Genomic DNA, 21191 nt, shown 5'->3' on the forward strand with positions numbered 1-21191 from the left:
GCGGTGCGCCGGACCCGGTAATGGAGATACCCTGCCGCCGTGAGGTCACCACGGCGCTGCTCCCGTAACGGCTGCCCCCGGCAAGCGGTCGCCACGTTGACCTATGTCTACAACGAGTCGACAGCGGTGGTGGGTCCGCTGGCGGCCTTCGCCGAGCCGCACACGTACGACCTGTGTGAGCAGCACGCCCGCAGCCTGACCGCGCCGCGGGGCTGGGACGTGGTCCGGCACGAGGGCGAGTTCGAGCCGCCGCCGCCCACCACCGACGACCTGGTCGCGCTGGCCGAGGCGGTCCGCGAGGCCGCCCGCCCGGCCCCCCGCCCCCCATCGGACGACCAGCACCACGAAAACCCCCACCAAACCGGCCGCCGAGGCCACCTCCGCGTAATCCCCCCCAACCACTAACCCCCCACCCCACCCCACCCCCCAGGCCCGCTCCGCCCTGGTGATCAAGAAGTTTGCGTCAAAATCGCGCCGTTCGGTGACCGAAACCTCTTGATCAACAGGGAGAGGCGGCGTGCGGGGGCGGGGTTAGTTGCCCAGGAGGCGGGAGAAGGTGGTGGCTCGGCGGGACGGGCGGTTGGTGCGGGATTCCGCTGCGTCGGCGCTGGTCATGAGTCGTAGGCCGGCGTTGACCGCCAGCCAGCGCAGGGGCTCCGGCTCCCAGCGGGGGGAGCGGTGGTTGACCCAGGGCAGGGTGGTCAGCTCGGTGCGTTCGCCACGGATCAGGTCCGCCAGGGTGCGGCCGGCGAGGTTGCTGGAGCCCACCCCATCCCCGACGTAACCGCCCGCCCAGGCCAGGCCGCTGGCCCGGTCGAAGCCGACCGAGGCGGCCCAGTCCCGGGCCACACCGAGCGGCCCGCCCCAGGTGTGCGTCACCGGCACATCCGGGCCGAGCACCGGGAAGAGCTCCCCGAGCGTCCGCCGCAGCGCGGCGAAGACCCGTGGCTCCCGGTCGTAGTCGGGGGAGACCCGGGACCCGAAATGGTACGGAGCACCGCGCCCGCCGAACGCCAGCCGACCGTCGGCAGTGCGCTGGCCGTAGATGATCACGTGTCGGTGGTCGGAGAACGTCTCGCGCTGGGCCAGCCCGATCCGTGCCCAGGTCTCCGTCGGCAGCGGTTCGGTGGCCACCATCAGCGAGTACACCGGTGCCACGGCCCGCCGCTGACCGGGCAGCGTGGGCGTGTACCCCTCGGTCGCCCGGACCACCACCGGCGCCCGTACCGTGCCGGCGGCGGTGACCGCCGCGCCGGCCCGGATCGCGGTGACCGGGGTGCGCTCGTGGATGGCCACCCCGAGTCGTTCCACCACCCGGGCCAGGCCACGGACCAGCTTCGCCGGGTGCACGGTCGCGCAGTGCGGGGTGTACGTCCCACCGCGTACCCCCTCGGCGGCGCAGCGGGCGGCGGCCTCGCCGGCGTCGAGCAGCGTCAGGTGCTCCGCGCCGAAACCGAACGCGCGGGCCTCGTCCACGGCGGCCCGCGCGCGGACGAGTTGCGGGCCGGTGCGGGCCAGGGTGACCGTGCCGCCGTCCGCCCAGTCGCAGTCGATGCCCTCCGCCGCGACCACCCGGCCCACCTCGCGGACCGTTTCGTGCAGGGCCTGCTGCATGGCGACCGCCGCGTCCCGTCCGTGCCGGCGGGCCAGCCCGGTCAGGGAGGTGGGGAAGAGCGCCGAGCACCAGCCGCCGTTGCGACCGGACGCCCCGTACCCGGCGATCTCCTTCTCCAGCACGATGATCCGGAGCCCAGGCTCGGCCCGGGCCAGGTGGTATGCCGTCCACAGCCCGGTGTAGCCGGCGCCAACGATCACCACGTCGGCGTCCGTGTCGCCGGGCAGCGTCGGTCGCGGGGTCAGCGATTCGTCCACGGTGGACAGCCAGTGCGACAGCTCCCGATAGCGGGGCATCCCGGCCGGATCGCCGGTCAGAGTCGTGCCCATGCCTCGGTGAGCACCGTGCGCAGGATCTGCTCGATCTCGTCGAAGTGCTGCTGCTCGGCGATCAGCGGCGGGGCGAGCTGCACGACGGGGTCGCCCCGGTCGTCGGCCCGGCAGTAGAGCCCGGCCTGGAACAGTGCCGTGGACAGGAAGCCGCGCAGCAGCCGCTCCGACTCGGCCTCGTCGAAGGTCTCCCGGGTCGTCTTGTCCTTGACCAGTTCGATGCCGTAGAAGTAGCCGTCGCCGCGAACGTCGCCAACGATCGGCAGGTCGTACAGCTTCTCCAGGGTGGATCGGAAGGCGTCCTCGTTGGCCCGTACGTGCCCGATCAGGTCCTCGCGGGCGAAGACCTCCAGGTTGGCCAGGGCCACCGCGCAGGACACCGGGTGGCCACCGAAGGTCACCCCGTGGGCGAACATCCCGGTCTCGGTGAGGAACGGCTCCATCAACCGGTCGCTGGCGATCATCGCGCCGAGCGGGGCATACCCGGAGGTGATGCCCTTGGCGGTGGTGATGATGTCCGGCTGGTAGCCGTAGCGCACGGCGCCGAAGTATTCGCCGAGCCGCCCCCAGGAGCAGATCACCTCGTCGGAGACGAGCAGCACGTCGTACGCGTCGCAGATTTCCCGGACCCGCTCGAAGTAGCCGGGCGGGGGTGGGAAGCAGCCGCCGGAGTTCTGCACCGGCTCCAGGAAGACCGCGGCGACAGTGTCCGGCCCTTCCCGCTCGATGGCCCGGCCGATCTCGTCGGCGGCCCAGCGGCCGAACGCCTCGGGTGAGTCGCCGTGCTCCGGCGCGCGGTAGAAGTTGGTGTTCGGCACCTTGATCGCGCCGGGCACCAGCGGCTCGAAGTCGCTCTTGATGCCGGGCAGGCCGGTGATCGACAGCGCGCCCATCGAGGTGCCGTGGTAGGCGATGTACCGGCTGATCACCTTGTACTTGTTGGGTTGGCCGGTGCGCTTGAAGTAGGCCCGGGCCAGCTTCCACGCCGCCTCGACGGCCTCGGAGCCGCCGGTGGTGAAGAAGACCCGGTTCAGGTCGCCGGGGGCGAGCGTGGCGATCTTCTCGGCCAGCTCGACGGCCTTCGGGTGGGCGTACGACCAGAGCGGGAAGTACGCCAGCTCACCGGCCTGCTTCGCGGCCGCCTCGGCCAGCTCGGTGCGGCCGTGGCCGGCGTTGACGACGAAGAGCCCGGCGAGCCCGTCCAGATAGCGGCGACCCTGGGCGTCCCACACGTATGCGCCCTCGCCGCGCACGATGGTCGGCACCTCGCCGGCGGAGTAGCTCGCCATCCGGGTGAAGTGCATCCACAGGTGGTCGGTGGCGTTGGCCATGTCAGCCCCATCGGTTCGTCGGGCCGGTCCAAGGGGTGACGCCGGCCGCTCTGCCAACGGTTATCGCACAGTCTTGTGGTCCGAGGCAAGTGGTATCGGTGGCGCACTGGCCCGAGCGCAACGGAATCAGCGAGGGGTTACAGTATGCGCAACGGAATTCGTATCACGGGCGGCCGGCCTGGTCGGCGGGTGCCTGCCCTGTGACCCGGCGGGTGTGGTCGCGCCCCGCTGTCGAGCTGCCCCAAATATGAGCACCCGCCCGCCGCCTCCCCACCGCCCGCCGCCCGCCGCCCGCCACGCCCCGGCCCGCCCGCCGTCGGGCGTTGGCAGCGGGTTGATCCACTCCATATCGCCGATGTGGGGGCTTGGGGCGATGTTGATAGCGCGATATCGGGGATGTCGAGTGGATCAACCCGGCGGGTCGGCGCGGCGCGGGGGCGTGGGCGCGCGGGGGACGGTGGCAGAGCACCTTCGGGGCCGTTGCGGAGCGTCTTGGATGCGCGCCAACACGTCCACCGCAACACCCCGGTAGTCGGCGGACACGGACACGGAGCGTGGCTACTGTGCTCCGCAGTGTGCACCTGGCTGGCAGGAGGATCCGGTGGCGAACGAGGCGTTGCGGGTGGCGATGGCCCAGGCGGGGGAGACGGTCGAGTCGCTGGCCGAGAAGGTTGACGTCCATCCGAAGTCGGCGGCGCGGTGGCTCGCCGCGGGGCGCATTCCACACCCGCGTACCCGGGTCGCGGTTGCGGAGGTGCTGCGCCGAGACGCCGCCGACCTCTGGCCCGAGCCGTTCCGCCGCCGCGACCTGCCGTGGTTTCGCCCCTGGGCCGAACTCGAACAGGACGCCACCTCGATCCGGTCCTATCAGCCGCTGCTGGTGCCGGGCCTACTACAGACCGAGGGGTACGCCCGCGCGGTGCTGGGCACCGGCGGGCTGGTCGCGCCGGCCGAGGTGGACCAGATCGTGACGAGCCGGATCGAGCGTCAGTCCGTCCTCGCCGCTGACCACCCACCGCAACTCATCGCGGTGATCGACGAGGTGGTGCTTCGCCGGCCGGTCGGCGACGGGTCGGTGATGGCCCGACAACTGGCGCACCTCGCGGCGGTGGCCGACTGGGAGCACGTGCAGGTCCGGGTGATTCCGGCCGACAGTCCGTGGCACACCGGTCTGGCCGGTCCCTTCGTTCTGGGCCGGCTGCCCGACGGGACGGAATTGGCGTATCTCGACAACCAGCTACGCGGTCAGGTCGTGACCGATCCCATCGACGTCGCTAGCCTTGGACGCAGGTGGGAGAGCGTCACCGGCGAGGCGTTCCCCCAACGCCGGTCGATCGAGCTGATCAGGGAAGTGGCCAAGACATGGACATGACCGACGCCCGCTGGCGTACCGCCACCCGCAGCAGCAACAACGGCGGCGACTGCGTTGAGGTGGCCGACAATCTGCCCGGCCGGGTGCTGGTCCGGGACAGCAAGGACCGCGACGGCAGCACCCTGACCTTCGCTCCGGCCGCCTGGGCGTCCTTCGTCGACGCTCTTCGCCAGCCGACCCACTGATCCACTCCATATCGCCGAAACTGCGGTGTCAGGGCAGGGTTGATACCGCGATATCGGGGATGTCGAGTGGATCAAGGGCATGCGTCAGGCCGTACCCCAGGTGTAGGTCTGCTTGCGCAGCTTGAGGTAGACGAACGCCTCGGTGGAGAGCACCCCGGGCACCGCGCGCAGCCGTTGCAGGATCTCCAGCAGGTGGTCGTCGTTGCGGCAGACCACCTCGGTGAGCAGGTCGAACGACCCGGCGGTGATCACCACGTAGTCGACCTCCACCAGCTCGGCCAGCCGGTCGGCCACCGCCTCCAGGTCGCCGTCGGTACGCAGGCCGATCATCGCCTGCCGGGGAAAACCGAGCTGGAGTGGATCAGTCACCGCGACGATCTGCATCACGCCGGAGTCGAGCAGCCGCTGCACCCGCTGGCGGACCGCCGCCTCGGAGAGCCCGACCGCCTTGCCGATGGTGGCGTACGGCCGGCGGCCGTCCTCCTGGAGCTGTTCGATGATCTGTTTGGCCACGTCGTCCAGCAGAGCGTGATTGGCACCTTCACGGACAGCTACCCGTCGCCCGCCGGTGCCGTTCTCATGCTGTCGGTTCGTCATCGTCCGTTCCCCATGTCCCGAATCGTGATGTCGCGCGTGTGTCCCCGCGCAGTCTGGCGTATTTCGTCGTGCATCGCTATTCCCGCAACGGAATCCCTTGTAAGGGAGGTCACCTCATGTCAGGATCAGTCGTCCATGGCACCTGACCTCCCGCCGGCGCGCCACCCCCGTCCCGCCCGCCGACGATGACCCCCTAGGAGTCGTCATGCGTACTCCCCTCCGGCCCCTCACCCGGCGTGGACTGCTCACCGGCACTCTCGGTTCGGCTGCGTTGCTCGCCGCTGGCGGCAGCCTCGCCGGCTGTGGCACCAAGGGTGCCCAGCAGACCGAGGCCGGCTGCGTCAGCGAGGACCTCTCCGGCACCGAGAAGAAGCTTGCCTTCTCCAACTGGCCGCAGTACATGGACGTGGACGAGAAGGACGAGTCCAAGCGGCCCAGCCTGGACGGGTTCATCACCAAGAGCGGCATCCAGGTCACGTACACCGAGGACATCAACGACAACAACGAGTTCTTCGGCAAGGTGCAGAACCAACTCGCGGCCTGCCAGAGCACCGACCGGGACATCATCGTGCTGACCGACTGGATGGCGGCCCGGATGATCCGGCTCGGCTGGATCCAGAAGCTCGACCCTGCGAAGATCCCGAACGTCCAGGCCAACCTGCTTCCGTCACTGCTCAACCGCTCCTTCGACACCGAGAACCGGATCTCCATCCCGTGGCAGTCCGGCCTCGCCGGGTTGGCGTACAACGGCAGTGTCACCAAGGAGCTGCGCACTGTGGACGAGCTGCTCACCCGCCCCGATCTCAAGGGCAAGGTGACGGCGCTCAGCGAGATGCGCGACACCATGGGCCTGCTGATGCAGTCCAACGGGCACGACCCGGCCAACTTCACCACGGCCCAGTTCGACGACGCGCTCAACAAGCTCAAGAAGGCCGTCGACTCGGGGCAGATTCGCAAGTTCACCGGCAACGACTACGCACCCGACCTGGCAAAGGGCGACATCGCCGCGTGCATCGGTTGGTCCGGCGACGTCATCCAGCTCTCCAGCGAGAACGAGAAGGTGCAGTTCGTCGCACCCGACTCCGGCGTGATGCTGTTCAGCGACAACATGATGGTCCCCAACAAGGCCACCCACAAGGGCAACGCCGAGGCGCTGATCAACTACTACTACGAGCCGGCCGTCGCCGCGACGCTCGCCGCGTACGTCAACTACATCTGCCCCGTCAAGGGCGCCCAGGCCGAGATGGAGAAGATCGACCCGGAGCTGGCCGCCAACCCGCTGATCTTCCCCGACGAGGCGCTGCTGTCGAAGTCCAAGGTGTTCATGGCCCTGGACGAGAAGCAGGAGAAGGAGTTCGAGGGCAAGTTCCAGCAGGTCATCGGAGCGTGACGGGGATGGCGCGCGAGACACCCGCCGGCGACCTGCGCCTGGCCAACCTCACCAAGCGGTTCGGCATCTTCACCGCGGTCGACGACCTCAGCCTGACCGTCCCGCAGGGCTCGTTCTTCGCCCTGCTCGGCGCGTCCGGCTGCGGCAAGACCACCACGCTGCGGATGATCGCCGGTCTGGAGGAGCCGACCAGCGGCCAGGTGCTGCTCGGCGACCGGGACATCGCCCGGCTGCGTCCGTACAAGCGCCCGGTCAACACCGTCTTCCAGAGCTACGCGCTCTTTCCGCACCTGAACATCTTCGAGAACGTGGCCTTCGGGCTGCGTCGACGTGGCATCCGCTCGGTCGACGACGAGGTCATGCGGATGCTGTCGCTGGTGCAGCTCGACGACTACGGCAACCGTCGCCCGGCCCAGCTCTCCGGCGGCCAGCAGCAACGGGTCGCGCTGGCCCGTGCGCTGATCAACCAGCCGCAGGTACTGCTGCTGGACGAGCCGCTCGGCGCGCTCGACCTGAAGCTGCGTCGGCAGATGCAGATCGAGCTGAAGCGGATCCAGACCGAGGTGGGCATCACCTTCGTGCACGTCACGCACGACCAGGAGGAGGCCATGACCATGGCCGACACCGTCGCGGTGATGAACGCCGGCCGGATCGAGCAGCTCGGCACCCCGGCCGACATCTACGAGTTCCCGGCCACCGCCTTCGTGGCGAACTTCCTCGGCCAGTCCAACCTGCTCGCCGGCGAAGCCGCCGGCACCGGCGGCGGCGAGGTCGCGGTGACCGCGCACGGCGCGCGCTTCTCGGTGCCCGCCGGCCGCGCCAGGGCCGACCAGGGCCCGGTCCACCTGGGGGTACGCCCGGAGAAGCTCCATCTGGTCGGCTCCGCCGACCAGGTGCCCGCGGGCCACCAGCACGTCACCGGGGTGGTCACCGATGCCTCCTACGTCGGAGTCAGCACGCAGTACCTCCTGCGCACCGGCTGGGGCACCGAACTGTCGGTCTTCGCGGCCAACAGCGGTGCGGTGGCGCAGGTTCCGGTCGGCAGCGAGGCGGTGGCGTACTGGGACCCGCGGCACGCGTTCCTGCTGCCCCGGGATGCCGCCGACACCGATCGGACCTCCCCGGTGCTCGACGAGCCGGTGGGTGCGTCGTCGTGACACTCCTGGCCCAGGTGCCCACCGGATCGGGGCAGCCGCCGCCCACGCCGCCGGCCGCCCGGTCCGGGAAGTACCGCCTGCTGCCGTACCTGCTGCTGCTGCCCGGCGCGGCCTGGCTGCTGGTCTTCTTCGGCGTGCCGCTGGTGCAGCTCGCCTCGGCCAGCCTCTACGACCCCAGCGGCTCGCTCTCCACCGGGTACGCGATGACCTGGGCGTTCGGCAACTACCCGGACGTGTTGCAGGCGTACTGGCCGCAGTTCCTCCGCTCGTTCGGCTACGCCGGTCTGGCCCTGGTGCTGGCGCTGCTGCTCGGCTACCCACTGGCGTACGCCATCGCGCAGAAGGCCGGCCGGTGGAAGAACCTGCTGCTCGTCTGCGTGGTAGCGCCGATGTTCACCAGCTTCCTGGTCCGCACGCTGGCCTGGAAGACCATCCTGTCGGACAACGGCGCGCTGGTCGGCCTGCTGCGCGACGTGCACCTGCTCGCCCCGGACGGCCGGCTGCTGGCCACCCCGTTCGCGGTGGTGCTCGGCCTGACGTACAACTTCCTGCCGTTCCTGGTGCTGCCGCTGTACGCGAGCCTGGAACGGCTGGACTACCGGCTGCTGGAGGCAGCCAGTGACCTGTACGCCAGCCCGGTGCAGGCGTTCCGCCGGGTGACCCTGCCGCTGTCCATGCCCGGCCTGATCGCCGGCACGCTGCTGTTCTTCATTCCGGCCAGCGGTGACTACATCAACGCCGAGCTGCTCGGCACCCCGAACGAGTACATGATCGGCAACGTCATCGACTCGGCGTTCCTGGTCCGGCTGGACTACCCGCAGGGCGCGGCGCTGTCGTTCCTGCTGATGGCGGCGATCCTCGCGGTGGTCTTCGGCTACCTGCGCAAGGCCGGCACGGAGGAGGTTCTCTGATGAGAGTGTCCCGCTGGCTGGCCGACCGCTGGGTGATGATCGTGGCGCTGCTGGTGCTCGGCTACCTGGCGCTGCCGATCCTGGTGGTGGCCGGGCTGTCGTTCAACCGGCCGTCGAGCCGGCTGTCGTACGACTTCAACGAGTTCACCCTGGACAACTGGCGTCAGCCCTGCGCCACCTCCGACATGTGCGACGCGGTGGTCCGGAGCGTGCAGATCGGCTTCATCGCCACCGTGGTCGCCACCGTGCTCGGCACCCTGATGGCGTTCGCGTTGGTCCGGCACCGCTTCCGCGGCCGGTCCGGCATCAACGTGCTGATCTTCCTGCCGATGGCCACCCCGGAGCTGGTGATGGGCACCTCGCTGCTGGCCCTCTTCGTCTCCGCCGGGGTGCCGCAGGGCTTCTGGACCATCGTTATCGCGCACGTGATGTTCTGCGTCTCGTTCGTGGTGGTCACGGTCAAGGCGCGGCTGGCCGGGATGGACCGGCGGCTGGAGGAGGCCGCCATGGACCTCTACGCCAGCGAGTGGCAGACCTTCCGGCGGATCACCCTGCCGCTGGTGCTGCCCGGCATCGTGGCCGCCGCGCTGCTGGCCTTCTCGCTGAGCTTCGACGACTTCATCATCACGAACTTCAACGCCGGCACCACCGTCACGTTCCCGATGTACGTCTGGGGTGCCGCCCAGCGGGGCATCCCGCCGCAGGTCAACGTCATCGGCACCGCGATGTTCGCGATCGCGCTGCTGCTGGTCGGGCTCAGCTCGCTGCGCGGGCGGCGATCCCGCCGCGCCAACCTGCTGGCCGGCACGGCATCGGGCCGTCAGACGCGCCGGTCGTCATGACCCTGCCGCATACCGGCCGGGCGCTGGCCGACGCGGCGCCCGTGCCGTACTGGCTCGACCGCCCGGACCGCCCCGACCCGCTGCCGCCGCTCGCCGGCCCGCAGGACGCCGACCTGCTGGTGATCGGTGGCGGGTACAGCGGGCTCTGGGCCGCCCTGCTGGCCAAGCAGGCCGACCCCGACCGCGACGTGCTGCTGGTCGACGCCGGTACCTGCGGCTGGGCCGCGTCGGGGCGCAACGGCGGGTTCTGCGCGGCCTCGCTCACCCATGGGCTGGCCAACGGCGTCGACCGGTTCCCCGGTGAGATCGGCGAGCTGGAACGACTCGGCCGGGAGAACCTGGACGCCATCGCCACCACCGTCGCCGATTTCGGCATCGACTGCGACTTCGAGCGCACCGGCGAGCTGGCCGTCGCCGTCGCGCCGTACCAGGTGGCCGGGCTGGCCGCCGACGCGGAGCTGGCCCAGCGGTACGGCCACCACGTGCGGCTGCTGGACCGCGACGAGGTGCGCGCCGAGGTCAACTCACCGACGTACCTGGGCGGGATGTTCGACGCCGACCGGGTGGCCATGCTGGACCCGGCGAAGCTGGCGTGGGGGCTGCGCCGCGCCTGCCTCGACCTCGGCGTGCGGGTGCACGAGCACACCCGGGTCACCGGGCTGCGCGCCGACGGTGCCGCGCTGTACGCCAGCACCCTCGGCACCGATCCCGCCGAGGCCGGCATGGCCGGTGCGCCGGCCGCAGGTCGGCCCGGGTCGGTGCGGGCCCGACGAATCGTGCTGGCCACCAACGCCTTCCCGCCGCTGCTGCGCCGGCTGCGGGCGTACCTGGTGCCGGTCTACGACCACGTGCTGATGACCGAACCGCTCACCCCGGCCCAGCGGGACGCGATCGGCTGGCGCAACCGGCAGGGGCTGGCCGACACCGGCAACCAGTTCCACTACTACCGGATCACCGCCGACGGGCGGATCCTCTTCGGCGGCTACGACGCGGTCTACCACTACGGCAACCGGGTAGCGCCGGAGCTGGAGCAGCGCCCGGCCACCTTCGCCGCCCTCGCCGCGCACTTCTTCACCACCTTTCCGCAGCTCGCCGACGTGCGCTTCAGCCACCGCTGGGGTGGCGTCATCGACACCTGCACCCGGTTCTGCCCGTTCTTCGGCACCGCGTACGGCGGCCGGCTGGCGTACGCGGCCGGCTACACCGGTCTCGGCGTGGGGGCCACCCGCTTCGGAGCCCGGGTACTGCTCGACCTGCTGGCCGGCGGGGACAACCCGCTGACCCGGCTCGACCTGGTCCGCAGCAAGCCACTGCCGTTCCCGCCGGAACCCGTCCGCGCGATCGGCATCAACCTCACCCGCTGGTCAATGGCCCGTGCTGACGCGCGCGACGGCCGTCGCGACCTCTGGCTCCGTACTCTCGATCGTCTCGGTTTGGGGTTTGATTCCTGATGCGTGTCCTCCTCGTCGGCGCCGGTGGCGTCGGCTCCGCCGCCGTAGCCATCGCCGCCCGACGCTCCTACTTCGAGACCATGGTGGTCGCCGACCACGACCCGGGACGCGCCGAGCGGGCGATCGCCGGGCACGGTGACCGCTTCGTCGCCGCCCAGGTGGACGCCTCGTCGGCCGACGCGGTCGCCGCGCTCTGCCGGGAGCATCGGATCACCCACGTGCTCAACGCCGTCGACCCGCGCTTCGTCATGCCGATCTTCGACGGTGCGTTCGCGGCCGGTGCGGACTACCTCGACATGGCGATGTCGCTGTCGCATCCGCACCCGTCCCGCCCGTACGCCGAAACCGGGGTGATGCTCGGCGACGAGCAGTTCGCTGTGTCCGATGCGTGGTCCACGGCCGGTCGGCTGGCGCTCTGCGGCATCGGCGTCGAACCCGGCCTGTCCGACGTGTTCGCCCGGTACGCCGCCGACGAGTTGTTCAGCGAGATCGACGAGATCGGCGTCCGGGACGGCGCGAACCTGACCGTCGACGGCTACGACTTCGCGCCCTCGTTCTCCATCTGGACCACCATCGAGGAGTGCCTCAACCCGCCGGTGGTCTGGGAGAAGGATCGGGGCTGGTACACGACCGAGCCGTTCTCCGAGCCGGAGGTCTTCCACTTCCCCGAGGGAATCGGGCCGGTCGAGTGCGTCAACGTCGAGCACGAGGAGGTGCTGCTCATCCCGCGCTGGGTCAAGGCCCGCCGGGTCACCTTCAAGTACGGCCTCGGCGACGAGTTCATCGAGGTGCTCAAGACGCTGCACAAACTCGGCCTGGACGCTGCTTCCCCGGTCCGGGTGCGCGGCGTCGAGGTGTCCCCGCGCGACGTGGTCGCGGCCTGTCTGCCCGACCCGGCCACCCTCGGCGAGCGGATGCGCGGCAAGACCTGCGCCGGCACCTGGGTGCGCGGTCTCGGCCCCGACGGGCAGCCCCGGGAGGTCTACCTGTACCACGTGGTCGACAACGAGTGGTCGATGCGGGAGTACGGCCACCAGGCGGTGGTCTGGCAGACCGCGGTCAACCCGGTGGTCGCGCTGGAGTTGCTCGCCACCGGCGTCTGGTCCGGCGTCGGCGTGCTCGGCCCGGAGGCGTTGCCCCCGATGCCCTTCCTCGACCTGCTGACCGCCTACGGCTCGCCGTGGGGAATGGAGGAGCGATGAGCCGCTACGGGGCCATGTACGGGCCGGACGTCACCTTTCTCGGGGTGGACCGGTGCACGCTTGACGACCCCGCGTCGTACGCCGACGCCGACGTGGTGATCATCGGGGCGCCCTTCGACGGTGGCACCTCGCACCGGCCCGGCACCCGGTTCGGGCCGTCGGCGATCCGCCAGGCGTGCTATCTGGCCCACGACGGCTCCCGCCCGTCTCTCGCGCTGCGCGTCGACGCGCTCCGCGACCTGCGGGTGTACGACGCCGGCGATGTCGAGATGTTCTCCGGCGACATCGAACGCTCGCTGGCCGCCCTGGAAGCAGCGGTCTACGCCGCCTCATCCGCCGGTGCCATCCCGGTGGTGCTCGGTGGGGACCACTCCATCGCGCTGCCCGACGCCACCGGCGTGGCCCGGCAGCACGGGCACGGCCGGGTGTCGCTGGTGCACTTCGACGCGCACGCCGACACCGGGGAGATCGAGTTCGGCTCGCTGCACGGGCACGGCCAGCCGATGCGCCGGCTCATCGAGTCCGGCGCGGTACGCGGAGACCGCTTCCTGCAGATCGGGCTGCGCGGCTACTGGCCGGGCCCGGACGTCCTGTCTTGGATGGCTGAGCAGCGGATGCGGTCGTACGAGATGACCGAGCTGGTCGCCCGCGGACTCGACACGTGCCTCACCGAGGCGTTCACGATCGCCGTCGACGAGTGCGAGGGAGTGTTCCTCTCCGTCGACGTGGACGTGGTCGACCCCGGGATGGCACCCGGCACCGGCACCCCGGAACCAGGCGGCCTGACCTCCCGGCAGTTGCTCGACGCCGTCCGCCGGGTCTGTTACGAGCTGCCCGTGGTCGGGGTGGACGTGGTTGAGGTCGCCCCGCCGTACGACCACGCCGACATCACCGCGTACCTGGGAAACCGGGTGGTCCTGGAGGCGCTCTCGGCAATCGCCCGCCGCCGCCGCGATGCCGCCGGTGGTCCACCATGGAACCCGAACCAACCCCTCCTCGACGCCCGCTGACCAGCGGATTGACGGCAATCCGACACGTCAGGCGGGCCGACCATGGACCTCCTTTGTGGATTACGCGCAGCGGTGGTCGGTAAATGGTGATTCGCAGATTTGGTGCCCGGATCGGCCGCACGATCAGCCCCACCCGGTTCGGCCAAGCGGATGCCTGGCCTGTCGTCCCGTCAGTGGTCCGTAACGGGTCGGTGGCAGGGCGGCCGCTCATCGATGGCCGATGACGAGCGAACGGCGTAGGTGACGAGCACGACGGTCGATATTGCGCGCAGTGTTTGCGACGACACTCATCGCCGTGACGATGCAACCACCGCCGAATCCTGGCCCGCCGCACCCGCCGTCGTTCGGTCCCGGGCACCGACCGCCCGCCCCGAACTGGTTCCGCCGAGCCAGCCCGGGCCGCCGCGTCGCCGTCGTCGTCGGTTCGATCACCCTGTCGATCCTGCTGCTGTGCTGCACCGGCACCGCCATCATCGGCGCGATGGTCGACGAGCCGACCCCGAACCGGACCGGCACCGCCGCCGAGGAGCCGCAGCAGCCCATCGTGGCGGCACCCGCTGAGCCGACCGACGCGGCCGCCGCGCAGGACGCGTCGCCGGTGGCGGCACCCTCCGACTCCGCCGCTACCTCGCCGGCCTCGACCCCGTCCAGCGTCGCGCCCTCGCCGGTCGTGCGGGTGACGACCGTGACGGAGCGAGCCGTGGTCAGACACGGTGTTCGGACCGTGAAGGACTCGTCCCTGGCCGAGGGCAAGCGGGTGGTCCGGACCAACGGTGTGGACGGCGTAAAGACGCTGACCTACCAGGTGACCACCACGGACGGGGTGCAGACGAGCAAGAAGCTGGTCAAGTCCGTCGTGACGAAGCAGCCGGTGACCGAGGTCGTCGCCGTCGGTACCAAGAAGCCGCAGGCGAATTGCGACCCGAACTACAGCCCCTGCGTCCCGATCGCCAGCGACGTCGACTGTTTGCCCGGCAGTGGCAACGGCCCCGCCTACGTCCGTGGCACTGTCAAGGTCATCGGCACCGACATCTACGACCTGGACCGCGACAACGACGGCTACGGCTGCGACTAACCCCGTCTCCGCCATCGACGTCGATCGTGGAGTTGTGGTGGGCAGGTGGACAGCTTTCGTGGCCTTTCGTCCGGCACCACAACTCCATGATCGCCAGCGGCAGCAGGCCGAGCTGGTGCCGGGCGGCCCGATTGAATCGAGGGGGCGCGAGTAGCACGGGTGGAGGTTGTTTGGGGGTTGTGCACAGAGTGGGTGGTTGTCCACAGGCTGTGTCGGCGGGGTGGAGGATCCGCAGTGGGACGCGGCAGATTTCTCCGGCATGGCAGAGCGTCTGTATCGATATTCCGAGCTGCTTGCCTCAGGCGCCAGTCGTGAACAGGTGCGCCGGCTGGCCGAGACGTCCCGCTTGTACCGACTGTCCCGCAGCATCTACGGGCGATCGCCGGCGCAGCGCTTGCACCTGCCGGCGATATTCCGGCGGCTCCCTGACACGGCCGTCGTCGGCTTTTACACTGGCGCGCAGCTGCACGGATTCGGGGACGTACGCAACCGCGATGTTCACGTGATCGTCCCTGCTGGAGAGAATGTGCCACACATTCGAGGTGTCGTCGCCCACGAAGCGGTGGTTCCGGTGGGAGACCCGGTGTTCCTGGGTGGCGTGCCCTGCGCGCCGGCCGCCCGGTGTGCGGTGGACCTGGCCCGATTGTTGCGTCGAATGGATGCGATGCCGCTGCTTGACCTGTGTCTTCGCGTCGGCGCCTGCCAGCCTGAGGATCTTCGGAGCGAGGTCGCCCGACACGAGCGCCTGCGCGGCGTCTGCCAGGCGCGCCAACTCATCCCACTCGCCGACCCCCGAGCCGAGTGCCGGCAGGAGAGCCAGCTTCGCCTGGTATTGATCGACGGCGGCCTCCCTCCGCCGGAACCGCAGATCTGGGTGTCGGACCGCGACGGGGTGCCGCTCTATCGCCTCGATCTCGGCTACCGACTACGTCGGGTCGGTGTCGAATACGACGGAATCTCCCATCTGGACCGTACCCGCCTCCGGCACGACCGGGCACGGATGAACTGGCTGGCCGCGAACGGCTGGCAAATGCGTCACTTCACCGACTTGGACCTCTACCACCGCCCGGCCCACATCATCACCACCCTGACCCCCCTCCTCCGCCCGTGACCCACCCCACCCCACCTCCACCCAGCCCCAGCCCCACCCACCCAGCCCCCGCCCCGCCCCGCGATCATGGAGTTGTGGTGCCTCACAGAAGGCGCGATTCTTGATATAACGCCCACCACAACTCCATGATCGTCGGGGCCGGGCGGGCCGGGCGGGCCGGGGCGGTGCGGGGGTGGGGCGGGGCGGGGCGGGGGTGGGGCGGGCCGCGGCGGTGCGGGCGTGGGGTGGGGTGGGGTTGGGTTGGTGTCAGGCGGCTAGGTGGGAGCGGATGAGGAAGCGGAGGCCGTCGGGGGCCTCCAGGGAGAAGCCACTGCCTCGGCCGGGGACAACGTCGACGGTCAGGCGGGTGTGCTTCCACAGCTCCCATTGGGACTTCGACATCCAGAACTCGACCGGCTCGGACACTCCGTCGACCGCGAGCGAGGCGAGCAGCACGTCGGACGAGCCGGTGCGGAACTCGCCCGCCGGGTAGCACATCGGGGCGCTGCCGTCGCAGCAGCCGCCGGACTGGTGGAACATCAGCGGTCCGTGCCGCTCCCGCAGCGACCGGATCAGGTCGGCCGCTGCGGGAGTCACGGAGACGAGGTTCATCAGAAGAAGCCGAGCTTCTGGGTGGAGTAGCTGACCAGCAGGTTCTTGGTCTGCTGGTAGTGCTCCAGCATCATCTTGTGGTTCTCCCGGCCGATGCCGGACTGCTTGTACCCGCCGAACGCGGCGTGCGCCGGGTACGCGTGGTAGCAGTTGGTCCACACCCGGCCGGCCTGGATGGCCCGCCCGGCTCGGTACGCGGTGTTCATGTCCCGGGTCCAGACGCCCGCGCCCAGCCCGTACAGGGTGTCGTTGGCGGTCTTGACGGCGTCGTCGAGGTCGGCGAAGGAGGTCACCGAGACCACCGGGCCGAAGATCTCCTCCTGGAAGATCCGCATCGAGTTGTCGCCCTCGAAGATCGTCGGCTCGACGTAGTACCCACCGGACAACTCGCCGCCCAGGTCCGCGCGCGACCCGCCGGTGAGCACCTTGGCGCCCTCCTGCCGACCGATGTCCAGGTAGGACAGGATCTTCTCCAACTGGTCGTTGGATGCCTGCGCCCCGATCATCGTGTCGGTGTCCAGCGGGTGCCCGGCGACGATCGCCTGCGTGCGCTCGACGGCCGCGGCGAGGAAGTCGCTGTAGTGACCCTGCTGGATCAGCGCCCGCGACGGGCAGGTGCAGACCTCACCCTGGTTGAGCGCGAACATGGTGAAGCCTTCGAGCGCCTTGTCGAAGAAGTCGTCGCGGGACGCGCTGACGTCGTCGAAGAAGATGTTCGGGCTCTTGCCGCCCAGCTCCAGGGTGACCGGCTTGATGTTCTCACTGGCGTACTGCATGATCAGCCGCCCGGTGGTGGTCTCGCCGGTGAACGCCACCTTGGCCACCCGGGACGAGGACGCCAGCGGCTTGCCGGCCTCCACGCCGAAGCCGTTGACGATGTTGAGCACGCCCGGCGGCAGCAGGTCCGCCACCAGCGACAGCCAGTAGTGGATGGACGCCGGGGTCTGTTCGGCCGGCTTGAGCACCACGGCGTTGCCGGCGGCCAGCGCGGGTGCCAGCTTCCAGGTCGCCATCAGGATCGGGAAGTTCCACGGGATGATCTGCCCGACCACGCCGAGCGGCTCGTGGAAGTGGTACGCCACGGTGTCGTCGTCGAGCTCGCCGAGCGAGCCCTCCTGTGCCCGGATGGCCCCGGCGAAGTAGCGGAAGTGGTCGATGGCGAGCGGGATGTCGGCCGCCAGCGTCTCCCGGACCGGCTTGCCGTTCTCCCAGCTCTCGGCGATGGCCAGCGATTCCAGGTTCTCCTGCATCCGGTCGGCGATCCGGTTGAGGATCAGTGCCCGCTCAGCCACCGAGGTGCGGCCCCAGGCGTCGGCCGCGCCGTGCGCGGCGTCCAGGGCCTTCTCCACGTCCGGGGCGGTGCCTCGGGCCACCTCGGTGAAGGTCTGCCCTGTGACCGGGGTGGGGTTCTCGAAGTAGGCGCCGCCGTGCGGCTTGACGTACTCGCCGCCGATGAAGTGGTCGTAACGGGACTGCCAGTGGGTGGGCGCGTCGTAGCGCGTCATGGTTACCTCCGCCGTCGTTGTGCGGGTGTGCCGACGGCGACGTTAGTTTCAGGAACGTTGCAGCCACGTTGCGCGCGGTAGGTCGTACTCCCCGGCGAGCTGGTCGATGCGGGCGAGGGCGAGCGGCCGGCGCGGCGCGCCCACCGGCAACGCCCGCGCCAGGGCCTGCCAGGCGGTCAGGTCGTCGGCGCCGGCGGGCGTCGCGGTCCAGGCCGCGAGCAGCGACGGGTCCGTGGCGGCCAGCACGGCCGCGCGGAGCTGGCCGTCGATCAGCCGGCGCAGTCGGGTCACTCCCGGTGCGTCCGAGCCGGGCAGCAACGGCCCGGGGTACGCGTCGAGCGCGCCCGCCGGATCGCCCTGCTCCAGCCGGTCGGCGACGGTGGTGAAGTCGGCCCGGACGGTGCCGCGCAGCCGGTACGGCCGCGAATCGAGCAGTTCGGGGCCGAGCACCCGGCGCAGCCGGGACAGCTCAGCGCGCAGAGTCACCGGGTGCAGCCGGTCGTCGCCGTACAGGTCGAGGCCGAGCTGTTCGCCGGTGCGCCCCTCGGGATGGTGGAGCAGCAGCACCAGCAGCTCGCTGTGCCGCCGGCCGAGCCGGAGGCGCCGTCCGTCGACCCGCAGCTCTACTTCGTCCCGGCCGAGCGCGGTCACGATGGCGACGCCGGGCTCCACCGGACGGTCGGCGGCCAGCTGTGCCTCGGCGGCCCGGGCGGTGGCCCGGACCAGCGCCAGGCTGTGCGGGTTGGCCAGGTGGTCGCCGCCGGTGATGTCGACCGCGCCGAGCAGCCGCCCGGTGACCGGGTCATGGATCGGCGCGGCGGCGCAGGTCCAGCGCTGCACCGGCCGGCTGAAGTGCTCGGTGGCGAAGATCTGCACGCTGTGGTCGACGGCCAGCGCGGTGCCGGGGGCGTTGGTCCCGGCGTGCGTCTCGTCCCAGCGGGCGCCGGGCACGAAGTTCATCCGCTCGGCGTGCCGGAGCACCCCTGGATGTCCCTCCACCCAGAGCAGCCGCCCGTACGCGTCGCACACCGCCATCAGGTGCGCGCCGTCCTGCGCGATGCCGCCGAGCAGGTCCCGGAAGAGTGGCAGCACCCGGGCCAGCGAGTGGGCGGCCCGGTAGGCGGCCAGCGCGTCGTCGACCAGGTCGACCGGCGGGGTGGCCTCCGGGTCGAGTCGCGCCGAGCGTTCCCACGAGCGGCGTACCACCTCCCGCACCCGGTGCGGTGCGGCGCCGGCGGTGAGGAACGCCTCGTGGGCGGCGCCGACCTGCGCGATCCGCTCTGCCGGATCGACGCCGAACTCCAGGGCGAGCCACGGGTCAGCCATCGGGCGACCTCCTCGGCCCCCATCGTGACGCAGCTCACCCCTGACTGCCAACCATCGGGACCCCGAGGGTGGAAAGGGCCCGCGAACCTGGCCGTTTCGGGGATCGGTGCGCGTGCCGACTGAACGGTAGGGCGCTCCCGTCCGTACCAGGCGGTGAAGGACACACCGAGGACGGGAGTGACGGCGATGAGGGTGCAGCGCAAGCACGTGCTGGCGGCGACCGTGGCGGTGCTCGCCGCGGCGGGAGTGGCGGTGGGGACCGGCTTCGGGTTCGCCGGCACCGCCCCGACGGGACAGTCCGCCTGCTCGGGCTCGGTCACCTTCTCGGCGGAGGGCGGTGCACCGGCGGCGACCAGCGACCGGTTCCCGGTGGGTACCCGGCTGCGGGTGACCAATCTGGACAACAACCGGGCGGCCACGGTGACGGTGACCGGCCCGTCGGGCAGTTGTGTGCTGCTCAACGCCGCAGCCATGGAGCTGGTCCGGGAGCCGGGGAAGAACGTGATCCGCCGCAACGTGGTGGAACGCCTGGACGGCGCCGCCGCGCCGCCCGCCGGGCAGCCGGGTGCCGGCACGGTACGTCCCGGCGCCGCATCGCCCGGCGTGCCCGGTCCGGCGCCCCGCTCGGCCTGCCAGGGCTCGATCACCTTCTTCGCCGAGGCCGGGGCTCCCGCGGCGACCAGTGGTCAGTTCCCGGTGGGCACCCGGCTGCGGGTCACCAACCTGGACAACAACCGGGTGACCACGGTGACGGTGACCGGCCCGTCGGGCAGTTGCGTGCTGCTCAACTCCGCCGCCATGGATCAGATCCGCGAGCCGGGCAAGAACCTGGTCCGCCGCAACACCGTCGAGGTGCTGCGCTGACGTTGCCGGGTTCGGAAGGGCACCTTCTTGGGAAGGTGCCCTTCCTGCACTCAGCCGAAGGCGGCGTCGAGGATGTCGGCGCCCCGGGTGAGGTACACGTCGGAGATCACCAGCGGTGGCAGGAAACGCAGCACGTTGCCGTACGTGCCGCAGGTCAGGGTGAGCAGGCCGGCGGCGTGACAGGCGGCCGAGACCGCCGCCGTGCTGGCCGGGTCGGGGATGAGCGTGCCGGGCTGCACCAGCTCCACGGCGAGCATCGCGCCCCGCCCGCGTACCTCGGCGATCCGAGGGTCCCGCTCGGCGATGGCCCGTAGCCGGGGGGCCAGCACCGCCTCGATCCGGCGGGCCGCGCCGGCCAGGTCCAGCTCGTGCATGGTCTCGATGGTGGCCAGCGCGGCGGCACAGGCGATCGGGTTGCCGCCGTAGGTGCCGCCGAGCCCGCCGACGTGCACGGCGTCCATCAGCTCGGCCCGACCGGTGACCGCCGCCAGCGGCAGGCCGCCGGCGATGCCCTTGGCCAGGGTGACCAGGTCGGGTTCGACGCCCTCGTGCTGGCAGGCGAACCAGTCCCCGGTGCGGCAGAAGCCGGTCTGGATCTCGTCGGCCACGAAGACCACCCCGGCCGCCGTGGCCCAGGCCCGCAGCGCCGGCAGGAAACCCGGCGCGGGCACCACGAAACCGCCCTCACCCTGGATCGGCTCGATCAGCAATGCGGCCACGTTCTCCGCGCCGACCTGCTTCTCGATCATCTCGACCGCCCGGGCCGCCGCCTCCGCGCCGGACAACCCGCCGTCGCGCAGCGGGTACGACATCGGCACCCGGTAGATCTCCCCGGCGAACGGCCCGAACCGGTGCTTGTACGGCATGTTCTTCGCGGTCAACGCCATGGTCAGGTTCGTCCGGCCGTGGTACGCGTGGTCGAAGACCACCACCGCCGGTCGGCCGGTGGCGTGCCGGGCGATCTTCACGGCGTTCTCCACCGCCTCGGCGCCGGAGTTGAACAGCGCCGAGCGCTTCTCGAACCCGCCCGGCGTCAGCGCGTTGAGCTGCTCGCACACCGCCACGTACGACTCGTACGGTGCGACCATGAAGCAGGTGTGGGTGAACCGCTCGACCTGCGCCCGTACCGCCTCGACGACCTTCGGCGCGGAGTTGCCGACACTGGTCACCGCGATGCCGGCGGCGAAGTCGATCCACTCCCGACCGTCGACGTCGGTGATCGTTCCGCCGGAGGCTCTGTCCACGTAGGACGGCACGACACTGCTGACGCCCCGGGCGACCGCCGCGCCGCGCCGCTTGTGCAACTCGTCAGATGTGGTCACCGCTG

The 21191-nt window shown here is 70.7% G+C and carries 20 protein-coding genes; 13 read left to right on the forward strand and 7 right to left on the reverse strand.

Annotation, left to right across the window (positions count from 1 at the left end; genetic code table 11):
- The first annotated feature begins 39 nt into the window (after nucleotides 1-39).
- Nucleotides 40-405 (forward strand): DUF3499 domain-containing protein, encoded by a 366-nt coding sequence (locus ABZV00_RS16115; RefSeq protein WP_328423703.1) that lies wholly within the window; start codon nucleotides 40-42, stop codon nucleotides 403-405.
- 126 nt (nucleotides 406-531) lie between these two features.
- Here ABZV00_RS16115 and ABZV00_RS16120 read toward each other — a convergent pair whose 3' ends face one another.
- Nucleotides 532-1911, reverse strand: coding sequence for an FAD-binding oxidoreductase (locus tag ABZV00_RS16120; protein ID WP_355606793.1), 1380 nt, complete (start codon nucleotides 1909-1911; stop codon nucleotides 532-534).
- Nucleotides 1912-1928: 17 nt separating this feature from the next.
- Entirely contained in the window at nucleotides 1929-3275 is a 1347-nt protein-coding gene (locus ABZV00_RS16125; protein WP_328423707.1) for an aspartate aminotransferase family protein, read from the reverse strand.
- 601 nt (nucleotides 3276-3876) lie between these two features.
- Here ABZV00_RS16125 and ABZV00_RS16130 point away from each other — a divergent pair.
- Both ABZV00_RS16130 and ABZV00_RS16135 read left to right on the forward strand, forming a co-directional pair.
- On the forward strand, nucleotides 3877-4647 hold the full coding sequence (locus tag ABZV00_RS16130) for a helix-turn-helix transcriptional regulator (protein WP_355606495.1): 771 nt from the start codon (nucleotides 3877-3879) through the stop codon (nucleotides 4645-4647).
- Nucleotides 4638-4832, forward strand: a complete 195-nt coding sequence (locus ABZV00_RS16135) for a DUF397 domain-containing protein (RefSeq protein WP_355606498.1) — start codon at nucleotides 4638-4640, stop codon at nucleotides 4830-4832. The genes ABZV00_RS16130 and ABZV00_RS16135 overlap by 10 nt, the downstream gene beginning before the upstream one ends.
- Nucleotides 4833-4916: 84 nt before the next feature.
- Here the strand turns inward: ABZV00_RS16135 and ABZV00_RS16140 are convergent, their stop codons facing one another.
- Complete coding sequence (locus ABZV00_RS16140; protein WP_328423711.1) at nucleotides 4917-5429, reverse strand: Lrp/AsnC family transcriptional regulator; 513 nt, start codon at nucleotides 5427-5429, stop codon at nucleotides 4917-4919.
- A gap of 205 nt (nucleotides 5430-5634) precedes the next feature.
- Here ABZV00_RS16140 and ABZV00_RS16145 point away from each other — a divergent pair, with 205 nt between their 5' ends.
- From ABZV00_RS16145 to ABZV00_RS16185, 9 genes are all read left to right on the forward strand, one after another.
- The gene (locus ABZV00_RS16145; protein WP_355606501.1) at nucleotides 5635-6819 is read left to right on the forward strand and encodes a spermidine/putrescine ABC transporter substrate-binding protein; all 1185 of its coding nucleotides are present in this window, start codon (nucleotides 5635-5637) and stop codon (nucleotides 6817-6819) included.
- A 5-nt stretch (nucleotides 6820-6824) separates the two neighbouring features.
- Nucleotides 6825-7976: an ABC transporter ATP-binding protein gene (locus tag ABZV00_RS16150; protein WP_355606504.1), complete on the forward strand. Its 1152-nt coding sequence runs from the start codon at nucleotides 6825-6827 to the stop codon at nucleotides 7974-7976.
- Nucleotides 7973-8887: an ABC transporter permease gene (locus ABZV00_RS16155; RefSeq protein WP_328423717.1), complete on the forward strand. Its 915-nt coding sequence runs from the start codon at nucleotides 7973-7975 to the stop codon at nucleotides 8885-8887. Before ABZV00_RS16150 ends, ABZV00_RS16155 begins: the two co-directional genes overlap by 4 nt.
- The gene (locus tag ABZV00_RS16160; protein WP_355606508.1) at nucleotides 8887-9729 is read left to right on the forward strand and encodes an ABC transporter permease; all 843 of its coding nucleotides are present in this window, start codon (nucleotides 8887-8889) and stop codon (nucleotides 9727-9729) included. The genes ABZV00_RS16155 and ABZV00_RS16160 overlap by 1 nt, the downstream gene beginning before the upstream one ends.
- Nucleotides 9726-11180 carry an FAD-dependent oxidoreductase gene (locus tag ABZV00_RS16165; protein ID WP_355606511.1) on the forward strand — a complete coding sequence of 485 codons (1455 nt, stop codon included), beginning with the start codon at nucleotides 9726-9728 and terminating at the stop codon, nucleotides 11178-11180. Before ABZV00_RS16160 ends, ABZV00_RS16165 begins: the two co-directional genes overlap by 4 nt.
- Entirely contained in the window at nucleotides 11180-12382 is a 1203-nt protein-coding gene (locus ABZV00_RS16170; RefSeq protein WP_355606514.1) for a saccharopine dehydrogenase C-terminal domain-containing protein, read from the forward strand. Before ABZV00_RS16165 ends, ABZV00_RS16170 begins: the two co-directional genes overlap by 1 nt.
- A complete protein-coding gene (speB, locus tag ABZV00_RS16175; RefSeq protein WP_355606516.1) occupies nucleotides 12379-13392 on the forward strand; it encodes an agmatinase in 1014 nt (337 codons plus the stop codon). The genes ABZV00_RS16170 and speB overlap by 4 nt, the downstream gene beginning before the upstream one ends.
- A gap of 301 nt (nucleotides 13393-13693) precedes the next feature.
- Nucleotides 13694-14467, forward strand: a complete 774-nt coding sequence (locus ABZV00_RS16180; RefSeq protein WP_355606796.1) for a G5 domain-containing protein — start codon at nucleotides 13694-13696, stop codon at nucleotides 14465-14467.
- 220 nt (nucleotides 14468-14687) lie between these two features.
- Nucleotides 14688-15578 (forward strand): hypothetical protein, encoded by an 891-nt coding sequence (locus ABZV00_RS16185; protein ID WP_355606519.1) that lies wholly within the window; start codon nucleotides 14688-14690, stop codon nucleotides 15576-15578.
- A 246-nt stretch (nucleotides 15579-15824) separates the two neighbouring features.
- Here ABZV00_RS16185 and ABZV00_RS16190 read toward each other — a convergent pair whose 3' ends face one another.
- Genes ABZV00_RS16190 through ABZV00_RS16200 form a run of 3 tightly spaced genes read right to left on the reverse strand, consistent with a single transcriptional unit; the run spans nucleotide 15825 to nucleotide 19000 of the window.
- Nucleotides 15825-16172: a DUF779 domain-containing protein gene (locus ABZV00_RS16190; protein WP_355606798.1), complete on the reverse strand. Its 348-nt coding sequence runs from the start codon at nucleotides 16170-16172 to the stop codon at nucleotides 15825-15827.
- Nucleotides 16169-17674 (reverse strand): aldehyde dehydrogenase, encoded by a 1506-nt coding sequence (adh, locus tag ABZV00_RS16195; protein ID WP_355606522.1) that lies wholly within the window; start codon nucleotides 17672-17674, stop codon nucleotides 16169-16171. The genes ABZV00_RS16190 and adh overlap by 4 nt, the downstream gene beginning before the upstream one ends.
- Nucleotides 17675-17722: 48 nt before the next feature.
- Nucleotides 17723-19000, reverse strand: a complete 1278-nt coding sequence (locus ABZV00_RS16200; RefSeq protein WP_355606525.1) for a GAF domain-containing protein — start codon at nucleotides 18998-19000, stop codon at nucleotides 17723-17725.
- A gap of 186 nt (nucleotides 19001-19186) precedes the next feature.
- On the opposite strand from ABZV00_RS16200, the gene ABZV00_RS16205 reads away from it, so the two are divergent.
- Nucleotides 19187-19864: a hypothetical protein gene (locus ABZV00_RS16205; RefSeq protein ID WP_355606528.1), complete on the forward strand. Its 678-nt coding sequence runs from the start codon at nucleotides 19187-19189 to the stop codon at nucleotides 19862-19864.
- Between the two features lie 50 nt (nucleotides 19865-19914).
- Here ABZV00_RS16205 and gabT read toward each other — a convergent pair whose 3' ends face one another.
- Complete coding sequence (gene gabT, locus ABZV00_RS16210) at nucleotides 19915-21186, reverse strand: 4-aminobutyrate--2-oxoglutarate transaminase (RefSeq protein WP_355606531.1); 1272 nt, start codon at nucleotides 21184-21186, stop codon at nucleotides 19915-19917.
- Nucleotides 21187-21191: the final 5 nt, after the last annotated feature.

The sequence above is a fragment of the Micromonospora sp. NPDC005173 genome, from assembly GCF_040608515.1.
Classification (GTDB): domain Bacteria; phylum Actinomycetota; class Actinomycetes; order Mycobacteriales; family Micromonosporaceae; genus Micromonospora.